Annotated in this window: 12 protein-coding genes and 1 tRNA gene; 7 read left to right on the top strand and 6 right to left on the bottom strand. The window is 73.0% G+C overall.

From position 1 onward, the window contains the following. Positions 1–22: 22 nt before the first annotated feature. The 3 genes from ACIRPP_RS18495 to ACIRPP_RS18485 form a co-directional block, all read right to left on the bottom strand. Positions 23–421 carry a pyridoxamine 5'-phosphate oxidase family protein gene (locus tag ACIRPP_RS18495; RefSeq protein ID WP_403643672.1) on the bottom strand — a complete coding sequence of 133 codons (399 nt, stop codon included), beginning with the start codon at positions 419–421 and terminating at the stop codon, positions 23–25. Between the two features lie 154 nt (positions 422–575). After that, a tRNA-Ser gene (locus tag ACIRPP_RS18490) sits at positions 576–662 on the bottom strand. A gap of 64 nt (positions 663–726) precedes the next feature. Then, on the bottom strand, positions 727–2,265 hold the full coding sequence (locus ACIRPP_RS18485) for a S1C family serine protease (RefSeq protein WP_403643669.1): 1,539 nt from the start codon (positions 2,263–2,265) through the stop codon (positions 727–729). A 288-nt stretch (positions 2,266–2,553) separates the two neighbouring features. Here ACIRPP_RS18485 and ACIRPP_RS18480 point away from each other — a divergent pair, with 288 nt between their 5' ends. The 3 genes from ACIRPP_RS18480 to ACIRPP_RS18470 all read left to right on the top strand — a co-directional run bounded on the left by ACIRPP_RS18480 (position 2,554) and on the right by ACIRPP_RS18470 (position 5,417). Further along, entirely contained in the window at positions 2,554–3,381 is an 828-nt protein-coding gene (locus ACIRPP_RS18480) for a glycerophosphodiester phosphodiesterase (RefSeq protein WP_403643666.1), read from the top strand. Positions 3,382–3,590: 209 nt separating this feature from the next. Next, entirely contained in the window at positions 3,591–4,229 is a 639-nt protein-coding gene (locus ACIRPP_RS18475) for an ATP-binding protein (RefSeq protein WP_403643663.1), read from the top strand. A gap of 219 nt (positions 4,230–4,448) precedes the next feature. Beyond that, positions 4,449–5,417: a DUF5926 family protein gene (locus tag ACIRPP_RS18470; protein ID WP_403643660.1), complete on the top strand. Its 969-nt coding sequence runs from the start codon at positions 4,449–4,451 to the stop codon at positions 5,415–5,417. Between the two features lie 375 nt (positions 5,418–5,792). Here ACIRPP_RS18470 and ACIRPP_RS18465 read toward each other — a convergent pair whose 3' ends face one another. After that, complete coding sequence (locus ACIRPP_RS18465) at positions 5,793–6,563, bottom strand: hypothetical protein (RefSeq protein ID WP_403643657.1); 771 nt, start codon at positions 6,561–6,563, stop codon at positions 5,793–5,795. A 54-nt stretch (positions 6,564–6,617) separates the two neighbouring features. After that, positions 6,618–7,283, bottom strand: coding sequence for a bifunctional DNA primase/polymerase (locus tag ACIRPP_RS18460; RefSeq protein WP_403643654.1), 666 nt, complete (start codon positions 7,281–7,283; stop codon positions 6,618–6,620). A 500-nt stretch (positions 7,284–7,783) separates the two neighbouring features. Here ACIRPP_RS18460 and ACIRPP_RS18455 point away from each other — a divergent pair, with 500 nt between their 5' ends. Together ACIRPP_RS18455 and ACIRPP_RS18450 are read left to right on the top strand one after the other, a co-directional pair. Continuing rightward, positions 7,784–9,298 carry a PP2C family protein-serine/threonine phosphatase gene (locus ACIRPP_RS18455; protein ID WP_403643652.1) on the top strand — a complete coding sequence of 505 codons (1,515 nt, stop codon included), beginning with the start codon at positions 7,784–7,786 and terminating at the stop codon, positions 9,296–9,298. Between the two features lie 124 nt (positions 9,299–9,422). After that, positions 9,423–10,895: an aminopeptidase P family protein gene (locus ACIRPP_RS18450; protein ID WP_403643649.1), complete on the top strand. Its 1,473-nt coding sequence runs from the start codon at positions 9,423–9,425 to the stop codon at positions 10,893–10,895. Between the two features lie 145 nt (positions 10,896–11,040). Here the strand turns inward: ACIRPP_RS18450 and ACIRPP_RS18445 are convergent, their stop codons facing one another. After that, on the bottom strand, positions 11,041–11,505 hold the full coding sequence (locus ACIRPP_RS18445; protein ID WP_403643647.1) for an ATP-binding protein: 465 nt from the start codon (positions 11,503–11,505) through the stop codon (positions 11,041–11,043). A 220-nt stretch (positions 11,506–11,725) separates the two neighbouring features. Between ACIRPP_RS18445 and ACIRPP_RS18440 the strand changes: the two genes are divergently transcribed. Both ACIRPP_RS18440 and ACIRPP_RS18435 read left to right on the top strand, forming a co-directional pair. Continuing rightward, entirely contained in the window at positions 11,726–12,556 is an 831-nt protein-coding gene (locus tag ACIRPP_RS18440; protein ID WP_403643644.1) for a hypothetical protein, read from the top strand. A gap of 270 nt (positions 12,557–12,826) precedes the next feature. Beyond that, positions 12,827–13,573: a YcnI family protein gene (locus tag ACIRPP_RS18435; protein WP_403643641.1), complete on the top strand. Its 747-nt coding sequence runs from the start codon at positions 12,827–12,829 to the stop codon at positions 13,571–13,573. Positions 13,574–13,678: the final 105 nt, after the last annotated feature.

The raw sequence follows: 13,678 nt of genomic DNA, 5'->3' as shown, positions 1-13,678 counted from the left end.
GGAAACCGGGACCGTCCGGCTGTCACCACGAACGATCCCGGAGCCGAGGCGGACGATCGGGCGCGAACCGAACCATCCGGGTCGCAGGGTCATCCAGCGGAGCGGAGAAACGCACGGGCCACACGTCCTCGCGGCCGAGGTAGCGGGTCAGCTTTCGAACGGCCTTGGCCCGGTCGAGCGGCACAACCTCGGCCACACCTCGGCACGTCACGGAGAACACCGCCCCCGCGGACACGTCGCACGTATCGATCACCAGCGCCACACGCGCGTCCTCGGCGAGGAGTTGCCCCAGCCGGGAGTACGAGCCGGTGAGCCACCAGAACGCGCCGTCCTCCCAGAGAAACCACACCGGCCGGATGTCAGGCCCGCTGGTCGCCACGCGCGCGACCAAGGGCTGAGCCAAGAACTCGTTCACGTCCATGCTCCGAACACTGCTGCACAGCAGCAGCGAGGCACAGCCCCTTCCGTGCCCGACTGACCGAAAACCACGGGGGCACGGGCGGTCATGGAGTCCGGGCACGAGAACGGGCCCCGGCCGGCTTCCGGCACAGGGGCCCGTCTCACTGCTCATCGCGCGGAGGCGGTGGGATTTGAACCCACGGTGACATCGCTGCCACGACGGTTTTCAAGACCGTTCCCTTCGGCCGCTCGGGCACACCTCCCCGCGCCTGCCGGTGATCGGCGGCGCGGGGACCAGGGTAACGGGTCGGTGCGGGCGGGGTGGGGTCAGCTGTCGCCGACGCGGGCGCCCAGGGTGAGTTCGGTGGTGCGCTCCTTGCCGTCCCGCTTGTAGGTGAGGGTGACCTCGTCGCCCGGCTTGTGGGTCCAGATCTCGCCGATCAGGGTGGGGCCGGAGTCGATGACCCGGTCGTCCAGCTTGGTGATGACGTCACCGGGCTCGAGGCCGGCCTTGTCGGCGGGGCCGCCCGGGTCGACCGCCTCGGAGCCGCCGGCGCCCTGGTCGGTGATCTTCGCGCCGCCCGAGGTGTCCTCGAGGGAGACGGAGGCGCCGATCTTGGCGTACACCGGCTTGCCGTTCTTGATCAGTTCCTGGGCGACGTACTTGGCCTGGTTGATCGGGATGGCGAAGCCCAGTCCGATCGAGCCCGCCTGGCCGGTGCCGAAGCCGCCGTTGCTCGTGGACTGGATGGCGGAGTTGATGCCGATGACGTTGCCCTGGGCATCGAGCAGCGGGCCGCCGGAGTTGCCGGGGTTGATGGACGCGTCGGTCTGCAGGGCGCTCATGTACGACGCCTGGCTGCCGGTGCCGTCGCTGGAGGCGACCGGGCGGTTCTTGGCGCTGATGATGCCCGTCGTCACCGTGTTGGACAGGCCGAAGGGGGCGCCGATCGCGATGGTCGAGTCGCCGACGACGACCTCGTCGGAGTTGCCCAGGGGCAGCGGCTTGAGGTTCGACGGGGCGTCCGCCAGCTTGATGACGGCGACGTCGTAGCCCTGCGCGTGGCCGACGACCTCGGCCTCGTACTTCTTGCCGTCCGGGAAGGTCGCGGAGACCTTTCCGCCGTCGACGGCTTCCGCCACCACGTGGTTGTTGGTGACGATGTGGCCCTGGGTGTCGAAGACGAAGCCGGTGCCGGTGCCGCCCTCGCCGCTGCGGCTCTCGGCCTCGATGGTGACCGTGCTCGGCAGCGCCTTGGAGGCGACGGCCGCGACCGTGCCGGGGTCGCGCTTGACGTTGCCCCCGCTGGTCGACGCGGAGACGGTGGTGGAGCCGCTGTCGTCGTTGTTCTTGGCCAGCGTGTAGCCGAGCCCGCCACCCAGGCCGCCCGCGAGCAGCGCCGCAGCCGCGATCGCGGCGAGCAGCCGGCCGCCGCCGCCCTTCTTCTTGGGCTCCGGGGGCTGGTACGAGGAGCCCCAGCCGCCGCCTCCCTGGCCGTGGCCCGATCCGCCGTCGCCGTACGGGCCGAAGGGGCCGCCGGGTCCGCCGGGGCCCTGCGCCGGGGTGCCGGGCGGCGGGGGCGGCGGCCAGGAGGGGTCGGGGGCGGACGGCGAGCCGTGGGAGCCGCCGTGGCCGGCGCCGGGCGTACCGGGCGTACCGTGGGCGGCGGTCGCGTCCTGGGCGGAGGCCCCGTACGGGCCGTGGTCCGGTGCGGTCGGCGGGACGGGGGGCAGGGGCGTCGTCGGGTTGCTGCCCTGGTCGGGTGCCGGGCGCTCCTGAGGTGCCGGAGCAGCGGGGGCATCCGTCCGCGTGGGCGGTGCGGACGGCGCCGGGGGGACCGCGGTGCCCTCGTTCTCGGTGCTCACAGCTTCTCTCCTCGATCCACGGCTCTTTTTCTCGGTCGCACTCGGACACGCTCGTTCACTCGTCGACCGTCCCGGCGCAATGCGGTCGGGCAGGGTCTCTTTGTACGACGTCAGCTTTTCCCACGGGCCGTCAGGGCACGGTAAGTCGTTCCTGTGGGTCCGGGGTCATTCTTTATATAGGGCATTACTCACTTAAGGCGCGCCATTCCGATGCATCCGACCGGACCTTCGCACCGCTCCTTCCGCACCGGCCACACGTGTACCCGCGCGCGGTGGCACCATGACGCGGTGACCCACGCACGCCAGCACCTCACCCAAGTCGTCGCACACCGCGGGGCCTCCGAGGACGCCCCCGAACACACCCTGGCCGCGTATCGCAAAGCGATCGAGGATGGTGCGGACGCGCTCGAATGCGATGTGCGTCTGACCGCCGACGGTCATTTGGTCTGCGTTCACGACCGTCGAGTCAACCGTACGTCCAATGGCCGCGGTGCCGTGTCGGCCCTGGAGCTCTCCGATCTCGCCGCCCTGGACTTCGGCTCCTGGAAGAACCGCGACTCCTTCGCCGGACGCACCGAGGAGCCGGACTGGGAGCACCGCCCCGAGGACCGGGAGGCCACCTCCGTCCTCACCCTCGAGCGGCTGCTGGAACTGGTCGCGGACGCGGGACGGCGCGTGGAACTCGCCATCGAGACCAAGCACCCCACCCGGTGGGCGGGCCAGGTGGAGGAACGGCTGCTGTTCCTGCTGAAGCGGTTCGGGCTGGACGCCCCGGCCGACCCGGCGGACTCCCCGGTCCGCGTGATGAGCTTCTCCGCGCGGTCGCTGCACCGCGTGCGTGCCGCGTCCCCGACGCTGCCCACGGTGTACCTCATGCAGTTCGTCTCGCCCCGGCTGCGCGACGGACGGCTGCCGGTGGGCGTCGACATCGCGGGCCCCTCGATCCGGATCCTGCGCAGTCATCCCACGTACATCGAACGGCTGAAACAGTCCGGTCACCAGGTGCACACGTGGACCGTCAACGAGCCCGACGACGTGGACCTGTGCGTCGGCCTCGGGGTGGACGCGATCATCACCAACCGCCCGCGCGCGGTGCTCGACCAGCTCGGGCGCTGAACCCGCACAACCGTCACCACCTGCGCACCTCGTCCACCGCACGGCGCGGTGTCCGAACCGATACGTCACAGAAGGACCGACATCACGCGCACCTCTTGACCGCGCGCATGCCTCCGGAGCATCCTCACGTCTCGGCCACACCGAAGAAATCCAGCCACATGATGACGGGGAGTGCTCCGGCGCGTTCGGTGCGTGTTCACTCGTTTCGAGTGCGTCACCGCACAGGGATCGGCCGGTTTCCGGTTCAGGCCAATGGGGCATCCACACCGTGGCGTGGGGCAAAGGAGGTCTCGGGGGTGGCGTTGGTGGTGGCACAGGAGGTGCCCGCGTCGTCGTGCATGGCCGTTCCCCACGGCCCTGCGGGCGTGGGGGAAGCGAGGCACCGCATGCGTGCGCAGCTGCGCGCGGGCGGGGTCGCTGACTCGGTCGTCGACGACGCCGTACTGATCCTTTCCGAGCTGTTGAGCAACGCGTGCAAGCACGGCAGGCCCCTCGGCGACGCCCTCGCGGGCGACGGCGACGTACGGGCCGCCTGGCGCATGGATCCCTGCGGCCGGCTGGTCGTCGAGGTCACGGACGGCGGCGGCCCGACCCGCCCGGCACCGGCCACCCCGTCGGTGACCGCGCGCGGCGGCCGGGGGCTGAACATCATCACCGCGCTGGCCGACGACTGGGGCGTACGCAACGAGGTCCCCGGCGAGGTCACCGTGTGGGTGGTCCTGCACGACACGGTCCGCGACCCGGCCGCCCGGCACCGCCGGGCCGACTTCGCCGCGCGGATGACGGCCCCCTCCGTGGCCGAGATGCCGGGGCTGGGCTTCGCGGAAGCCTTCGACGACCTCGACTGAGCGGCGGGACGACGGCTCCGGCCGCACCGCCACGCCGACGGACACCACCGCCCCTGCCCGCACCGCCACCGCCGGCAGACACCACCGCCCCCGCCCGGGCGGCGACCTCCCGGGACCGTCCACCGGACTCCCGCCGCCCGTCCACGGATACCGGCCCGCGCCGGCTGAACGGCTAGGCTCGCGCCGTACGAGACGAGCCGTAACCGGGAGACAGCCACGATGGCCAAGAAGCGCCCCCAGACGAAGGCGGCCAAGCGCCCGCAGCTCACGGACGGGGAGATCCCGGTCGTCGGTGCGCGGGAGCCCTGCCCCTGCGGCAGTGGCCGCCGCTACAAGGCCTGCCACGGACGGGCCGCCGCGCACGCCGTGACCGAGTTGGTGCACCGTCCCTTCGAGGGCCTGGCGGGTGAGTGCGACTGGGTGGCGCTGCGGGAGCTGGTGCCGGCGGCCACCGCCGCGCTCACGCTCAAGGACGGACTGCCCGAGGGCGTCCCGTCGGTCACCCTGGCCACGGTGCTGCCGATGGCCTGGCCGGCGCTGCGCCGTGACGACGGCTCCGTGCTGATCGGCCTGCAGAACGACACCTCCTCCGGCGACATCAGCCGCGACCTCGCCGACACCCTCCAGCGGGCCCTCGACGCGGCCCCGGGCCAGCCGGTGCAGGGCCGGCGTGCCCCGGCCGGCGGTCCCCGGCTCCAGGACCTCCTCGACCCCGAGGCCGCGTTCGAGCCGGTCGTGCACAGCGGTTTCGAGTTCTGGGTGCCCGACTCGGAGAACGCCACCCCGGAGGTGACCGCCTCGTTGGAACGCGCCAACGCCGCCGCCATCCCCACCGTGAAGCTGGCGGGCGTGGACGCGGCCTACTGGTGCGAGACGCCGGAGAAGAACCACCTGCGGTGGGTCATGCCGCACCCGGAGGAGCAGCTTCTGGACGCTCTGGCGCGGCTGCACGCGGCGGGCCGCTCCTCCCTGGGCGAAGGCACCCGCCTGGTCGGTTCCTTCCGCGCCCACGGCCTGACCGTGCCGGTCTGGGACCTGCCGAGCGAGGTCGGCGCCGACGACGTGGAGAAGCCGGCGGCCGAGTTCGCCGAGCGGCTCGCCGCCGCGCTCGCCACCGAGGCTCCGCTGACCGCCGACGAACGACGGGCGCGTGGCGGTCTGACCAACCGCCAGGTCACGCTCAGCTGACGCGGACGTCGGCCGATCGCGGACATCGGCCGATACGGGGCGCAGACGTCGGCCGATACGGCTGTGCTGACCGACCGGTCAGCACAGCCGCCCCGGTGGAAACACCGGTTCCATGCGCAACTCCCGGCTCGCACAAGCAAGTCGGTGACCTGAAAAGACTGAGATCGAATTTGCGAACCGCCGATCTCTTGTTACCGTTCCAGTAGCCCGGTTGCTGGTGCATCCCCCGTCGCCAGCAACCGGGTCTTTCGTGTCGTGAGTCGTTCACGGAACGCGTTCATATGCCAACCGGCTGTTTCCGCAGCGGAGTTGTCGGGTGAATTCGGCCGACGCGGGGCTCCTGACAGCGTCGTGCCGCCCCCGGCCAGGGCTGATTCAGGCGCCGGGCGGGTTGCTTCCGGCACGCAGCAGCAGCGGTCCGTGCCCGGACCGGGCCGCGAATTCCACGATCGCCTCGTGGTCGGCGAGGCGCCCCCGCCTCGGCCGGCGGGGCGTCTCGCAGACCGCCGGTTCGTCCCCGGACTCCACCGCGCAGTGGACGCGCACGCTGCGGCCGCCGGGCGCCATGAGGCTGAGCACGGCGGACGGCGCCGTACCGGTGGCGTTGCGGTAGTAGGTGCGCCCCCAGACCTCCTCGCCCGCCAGGACGACGCAGGTCTGGGCCTCGATGCCGTCGGGGGAGGAGAGTTCGGGCCCGCAGCGCAGAATCGGCGCCGGGAGCAGGCCGGTTGACGGGGGCGGGCCGGGCAGTTCGTCGGACGCGCCGGGTGCCCCTTCGGGAACCCCGGTCCGGCCGTCCCCCACCTGATCCCCGGCCGGCGCCTCGGCGTTCCGGTCCGTCGCCCCGCTCCGCCCGGCCGGGTCGCCGGCGGCCGCGGGTCCGGTCGCGGTGCCGAACCGCTCACCCCGCGTGTCCCCGGGCTGTTCGGCGCGTTCCGCCCCCGGCGGGCCGCCGAGGGGCGTGGGCCCCGTACGTCCCGCCTCCCGCGCGGAACCCAGCGCACCCACCGCGCCCAACGGGCTCGGTGATCCCCCGGACTCCGCCGCCAGCGGCAGCGCGACCACGCAGGCCGTCGCGGCGCCGACGAGGGCGAGCAGACGGGCTGTTCGGGGGTCCCTGGCACGCCCCCCGGCATGACGCGGCATGGTTCCGCAACATAACGCTCCCGGGCCGCCGCGGTGGGCGCCGCGCCGGGACGCCTACAGCTCGGGCGCGCTCACACCCGTACGAGTGAGGGTGTCGACCACGGCGTCCACCACGGCCTCGACGTCGGGCAGCCACGGGGAGGCCGAGCCGGGCAGTGGGGCGCGCTCCCAGGTGATGTCGCCCTGGCCGGTGCCGGACGGCGGGAGGGCGAGGTATCCGCCCTCGCCGTGGAAGCGGAGGGAGCCGGGGACGTGGTCCTTCGCGTAGAGCAGTTCGCCGAGCTGCTCCAGGGAGTACGGCTTCACCAGGATCGACCAGCGGGTGGGAGAGGCGACGACCGGGCCGAGGCGCATGCCGAGCCGGTCCAGGGCCTCGAGGGCTCGGGCGGCCGGTTCCGCGGGCAGGGAGACCGCGCAGGGAGCGTGGCCGCCGGTGGCCAGGACCACCGGAGCGGTCGGCCGGTTGCCCCACCACCAGCGCACCATGCGCGCGTCGGTGGTGGCCGCGAGGAGACCGGGGTCGAAGGGATGGGCCCCCGGCACCGTGCATTCCGGGTCCGGGCAGGCGCAGCGGGACCTGCTGCCCGGGTCCGCCGCCGCACCCGGGAGCACCGGCCACTTCCATTGAGTGGCGAAGGTCAGGGCCGCGCCGATCAGCTCAGACGCTCCGTCGCCTCGCCGGGACAGGAGCCTGCGACGCCTTCCGAGGATCTCGCGCATGAGCGCTCGTTCCTTTCCGTTGCACGCCTGGCAACACCGTGGTCACAACATGTGTCGATCACTTCACTGTGCGTACCTGTTGGCGCATCACACCCCTGCTCCGGGCAGGGGGATCCCCCTCCGGGCCGAGCATGGGCTGCCTCCGCGGCCGTTCCACCCATACTGCGTTCATCAAGGGCGTGGGCACGGCGTGGGGGTGGCGAAGTCTGGCGTTTTCCGTCGCGCGTATTTCTCTTCGCCTCCGCCACGGGAGGATGGGGCACGGTCGTCGGTGGTTAAGACGCTCGGGTCCGTCCCCAGGTTCCCGAGTGATTCCCAACCACCCCTGGCCTTCACCGAGTACGTACCCAACACGACCGCTGTGACGCTCCGTCGAGCAAGCCCAGTCGACCGCAATAAGCCTCCCCTTGAGGCAGTTTCAAGCCAATTCCTTCTCTCGGCAAGGGGCGGGTGGGGATTTCCTCTCCAGCCCCACGGACACCAGGAATCCCAGCAGGACAATGCTGGACATCTCCTTACGAGTGCGTGTACATGTGGAGACACTGCCGGCGACGCAGAATGACATGGGGGTTTGCGATGCTTTTGAGCAGTACGTACCGGTCGGAAAGCCGGACACCATGAACGCCCCGCACCCTCCGAAAGTGGCCGGAATCGATTCAACGGTTCCCGCGCCCGCACACACTGTCGCGTCCGTTTCGACGAGTACCTCCCCGGGCGTCCCGCAAAACCCTCCGTCCCCACCGGGCGCACTGCTGCAGGACCGCCTCGCGGGCTGGGTCTCGGACCTCACGACCCTCCACGAGCTCACCGAGCGCCTGGTGCGCACGGCCACGCTCGACGAGGCGCTCCAGGAACTGCTGCGCGCGGGAGCCGCCCTGGTCGGCGCCCGGCGCGGGCTGGTCGTCCTGGAGCCCGCCGACGGCCTCGGCCCGGACACCACCATCGGCCTCGGCCTGGGCCGTGCGGACCTCGGCCACATCGAGACGGTGCCGCGCAGCTCCCTGCCCTACGGCAGAATCCTGGACGGCTTGCCGGGCACCGACGACGGCGTCGTCGAGGCCGACCTGTTCGCTGAGAAGGGCCTGGACCCCCGGCACCGCGAGGTCGCCGCCCGCCTCGGCTACGCCGCGAGCTACGCCCTGCCCCTCACCACCGGGTCCGGCCGGCGCCTGGGGGCCGCCGTGTGGCTCTACGACGAGCCCGCCGAGCCGGAGGAGCGCCGCCGCCACCTCGTCGGCCTGTACACCCGGTACGCCGCGGAGCACCTCGCCCGGCTGCTGGAGCTGGAACGCACGCGCGCGTCCATGGCCACCATCGCCGGCGAACTGCTTCCCGCCCGCCTGCCCCGGGTCCCCGGCGTCCAACTGGCCGCCCGCCACCGCACCTGCGCGCGCGGCGGCGGCGACTGGTACGACGCGCTGCCGCTCCCGGACGCCGCGCTCGGCCTCGCCGTGGGCTCCGTCACCGGGTCCGGGCCCAGCGCCGTCGCCGCCATGGGCCGGCTGCGGGCGTCCCTGCGCGCGTACGCCGTGATGGAGGGCGAGGACCCCGTCGCCGTGCTGTCCGACCTGGAGCTGCTGCTGCGCCTCACCGAACCGGCCCGGTCCGCCACCGCGCTGTTCGGCTACTGCGAGCCCGCCCTGCGTAAAATCACGCTCGCCGGTGCCGGGCACAGCCCGCCCCTGCTGCTGGGCGAGCGCCGCACGCAGTACGTGGAGACGTCGGTGTCGGCCCCCCTGGGCATGCTCGCCTGCTGGGAGGCGCCGAGCGTGGAGATCCACGCGGAGCCGGGCGAGACCGTGCTGCTCTACACCGACGGGCTGCTGCACCGCACCGGCGACCCCACCGACCGGGCCTTCGCGCGGCTGCACGCGGCGGCGGCCGGAGTGCCGGCCTCGCTGCGGAACGACCCCGGTGCGATCGCCGACCACGTGCTGCGCACCGTGCTGCCGGACGGCGCCGACCCCGCGGACACCCCCGAGGACGTCGTGCTGCTGGCCGCCCGCTTCGACTAGCACCGAGGCGGCGGCCCCGGCACCTCCTCTGCGCCCCCGGTAACAGGTCCTCGCGCCCCGTGACCGTTTCACCCGGCCGTACCATGGGGGCTGGTCCAGTGCCGTATCGAGGAGGATGACCGCCGTGGCAGAAGAGCTCCCGGAGACCCCGGAGACCGCCGGCCCGGAGACCGCCGAGGAGGAGCCCGTCAAGCAGCGCAAGAACGGCCTGTACCCGGGTGTGTCCGACGAGCTGGCCGACAGCATGCGCAGCGGCTGGGCCGACACGGAACTGCGCGACCTGGAGCCGATCCCGCAGGCCTCCGAGACCGCCGCCCGGCGTGCCGCGCTGTCCGCCCGCTTCCCCGGCGAGCGCCTGGTCGTCCCCGCGGGCAACCTCAAGACCCGCTCCAACGACACCGACTACGCCTTCCGCGCCTCCGTCGAGTACGCCTACCTCACCGGCAACCAGACCGAGGACGGCGTCCTCGTCATGGAGCCCACCGCCGACGGCCACCGGGCGACGCTCTACCTGCTGCCGCGCTCCAACCGGGAGAACGGCGAGTTCTGGCTGGACGGCCAGGGCGAGCTGTGGGTCGGCCGCCGCCACTCGCTCGGCGAGGCCGAGCAGCTGTACGGCATCCCCGCCTCCGACGTCCGCGAACTGGCCGGCGCGCTGCGCGAGGCCACCGGCCCGGTCCGGGTCGTGCGCGGACACGACGCCGGGATCGAGGCGGCGCTGACCGACAAGGTCACCGCCGAGCGCGACGAGGAGCTGCGGGTCTTCCTCTCCGAGATGCGGCTGGTCAAGGACGACTTCGAGATCGGCGAGCTGCAGAAGGCCGTCGACTCCACGGTGCGGGGCTTCGAGGACGTCGTGAAGGTCCTCGACAAGGCGGAGGCCACCTCCGAGCGCTACATCGAGGGCACGTTCTTCCTGCGCGCCCGCGTGGAGGGCAACGACATCGGCTACGGCTCCATCTGCGCCGCCGGCCCGCACGCCACCACCCTGCACTGGGTGCGCAACGACGGCCCCGTCCGCTCCGGCGACCTGCTGCTGCTCGACGCGGGCGTGGAGACGCACACGTACTACACGGCCGACGTCACCCGCACCCTGCCGGTCAACGGCCGCTACAGCGAGCTGCAGAAGAAGATCTACGACGCCGTGTACGACGCCCAGGAGGCCGGCATCGCGGCGGTGAAGCCGGGCGCCAAGTACCGGGACTTCCACGACGCCGCGCAGCGCGTGCTCACCGAGCGGCTCGTCGAGTGGGGCCTGGTCGAGGGACCGGTGGAGCGGGTGCTGGAGCTGGGCCTGCAGCGCCGCTGGACCCTGCACGGCACCGGTCACATGCTCGGCATGGACGTCCACGACTGTGCCGCCGCGCGCACCGAGACCTACGTGGACGGCACCCTCGAGCCGGGCATGGTGCTCACCGTCGAACCCGGCCTGTACTTCCAGGCCGACGACCTCACGGTGCCCGAGGAGTACCGCGGCATCGGCGTCCGTATCGAGGACGACATCCTCGTCACCCAGGACGGCAACCGGAACCTCTCCGCCGCGCTGCCCCGCCGGTCGGACGAGGTCGAGCGCTGGATGGCCGGCCTGAAGGGCTGACCGCACGGCGGGCCCACGAGGAACGGCCGGACACACACGTGTTCGGCCGTTCCCGCGTTCCTGCGGGCGTTCCGCCCGGTCCGGGGCCGCCGGGGCCGCACCGGGGCCGTTGAAGCCAGTAAGGCGGCCGGCGCGTCGGCGTGCGCTACACGGCGACGAGCGGGGCGTCCTTCCGCCACTTCAGGATCTTGTCGAAGCTCACCACCGCACCGCCGCGGCCCGGTGTGCTGCCGATGTGGACGTGGTCGGCGAGTTCGCGGATGAGGCACAGGCCACGCCCGTGCTCCGCGTCCGACGGGGCCGGACGGGCCGGGGTGCGGGAGCGGCCGCCGTGAGCGGCGGGAAAGCCGGGCCCCGTGTCGGCCACCTCGATCCGGCACTTCTCACCGTCGAGGTAGGCGGTCACCCGGTAGGCCTGCGACCTGTCGTCCCTGGTGCCGTCCCCGCCGTGCTCGACGGCGTTCGCGCAGGCCTCGCTGAGGGCGACGGACAGGTCGTAGGAGATGTCGGGGTCGACGCCCGCGGTCTCCATGGCGCCGAGCAGCAGGCGCCGGGCGAGGGGCACGCTCGCAGCGTCGCGCCGCAGATGGAGTGACCACCAGATGCTCATGCTCCAGCCTCCCGGCCGCGGCTCGACATACCGTTACGTATTGCCCTGAGTACCCACTCGTAAGCGCGGAGTCGGCGTGATACCGCCCATATGGCGGGTGTGCCGGGGATGTGATCGGTGTATGTGGGACGCGCCGTGGCAGAGGTGATCTTCCGGTCGTAGCGCATCTTGCGGACCTGCCGTACGGGGGCCCTGGGGCCAGTGCGATGATGAGGCCGCCATGACTGCCCCCCACCCGCGCACGGCGCGCACCGGACGAGGCCTCCGGGTCCTGCGGGCCGCGGTGTTCGCCGCGGTCTGTGTCGTGCTGGCCGGGGCAGGTCACACACTCGCCGCCCACGAGGCCGTCCCGCTGTGGACGCTCGCCGCGGGCTTCTGCGCCACGGCCGCGCTCGCGGTGCCGCTCGCCGGGCGGGTGCGTTCCGTGCCGGGCATCACCGTCCTGCTGGCGGTCTGCCAGACCGTGCTGCACACGCTGTTCGGGCTCGGACAGCACGGCGCGGCCGGCGCACCGGCCGGGGCGGGGCCCTCCGCGGCCTCCGACGCCTCCCTGATCGCCCAGGCCGCACGCCTGGTGTGCGGGACCACGGCCGCCGCGATCAGCCCGGCGCAGGCCCAGCAGATCCTCACGGACGCGCGGATCCCGCCCGGCGCGGGAGGCACGCACGCGGGTCACGCCCCGGGGGACGCCATGGCCTCGGCCGCGGGCTCCTCGGTGTCGCTGCTGCCGTCCCTGCCGATGCTGCTCGTGCACCTCCTCGCGGCGGTCGCCACGGGCTGGCTGCTGCGCCGCGGGGACCTGTCCCTGCTGCGGCTGACCGAGCTGTCGGCCCACGGGGTCGCCGAGGGCGCGCTCGTACGCGGGCTCCGGGCGGCTCTCGCCCTGGTGCGGGCCCTGCGCGCGGGGCTGCCGGGGGCGCCGGAGGCGGCCCCCCGTCCGCCGCGGACCGCGCTGCTCGCGCCGCCCGTGCCCCACACCACCGCACTGCAGCACACGGTGATCCGCCGCGGCCCGCCGGCCGCCGGTACCGCGTACGCGCTCGCCGTCTGACGCGCCACGACCCGAATCCACCCCTCCGCGACCGCCAACGGTCCCGGGCGTCACCCGTTCCACGGTTCCGGTTCCTCCGGACCCGTCGTCGGGCCGCCGGGCCCGCGGTGCCCGGTCCGCGGTGAGGGACGGGCGTCCGCGTGCGGCACACGCGCGTGCGGTCCGTTTCACGCGTGTACGGCGCCGGGCCGTCCTCCCCTGGGAGCGGCACGCGCCCTGCCCGCGTATCCCTCACCGTCTGAACACTCAACGAAGCGGAGTGCTTCTGCCATGAAGGCTTCCCGACTCACCACCGCCGGCGCCGTCGCCGGTATCGCCGTCCTCGCCCTGGCCGCCCCCGCGGTCGCGCACGTCAGCGTGCAGCCCGAGGGCGAGGCCGCCAAGGGCGGCTACGCGGTCGTCAACTTCAAGGTGCCCAACGAGCGTGACAACGCCTCCACGACCAAGGTGGAGGTGACCTTCCCGACCGAGCACCCGCTGGCCTCGGTGATGCCCCAGCCGGTCGCCGGCTGGGACGTGAAGGTCACCAAGTCCAAGCTGGACAAGCCCCTGGAGATGCACGGCAAGAAGATCGACGAGGCCGTCACCAAGGTCACCTGGACCGCCGACGGCGACGGCATCGAGCCGGGCTTCTTCCAGAAGTTCCCGGTGTCCGTCGGCACCCTGCCCGAGAACGCCGACGACCTCGTCTTCAAGGCCCTGCAGACGTACTCCAACAAGGAGGTCGTCCGCTGGATCGAGGTGCCGCAGAAGGGACAGGACGAGCCCGACCACCCGGCTCCCGTCCTGACCCTGTCGGAGGCGTCCGGTGACGGCCACCACGGCGCGTCGGACGACAAGGCCGCCGACGACGCCGGTTCGGCGAAGAACGCGTCCTCCGAGACGTCCGCCGCCTCCGGCTCCGACGACTCCGCAGGCTCGGACACCACGGCCCGCGTGCTGGGTGTCGTCGGCATCGTGGTCGGCGCCGTCGGCGTCGCCTACGGCGTACTCGCCGGGCGCAGGCGCACCGCCTGAGCCCGCCCATCCGCGGCGGGGGGGGGGGGGGGCGCGCCCCCCCCCCCGCCCCCCCCCCCCCCCCCCCCCCCCCCCCCCCCCCCCCCCCCCCCCACCCCCCCCCCC

This window comes from Streptomyces sp. NPDC101219, assembly GCF_044767675.1.
In the GTDB taxonomy this organism is placed as follows: domain Bacteria; phylum Actinomycetota; class Actinomycetes; order Streptomycetales; family Streptomycetaceae; genus Streptomyces.
The sequence above is the reverse complement of the archived record's forward strand: the minus strand, read 5'-3'. Positions and strand labels throughout refer to the sequence as shown.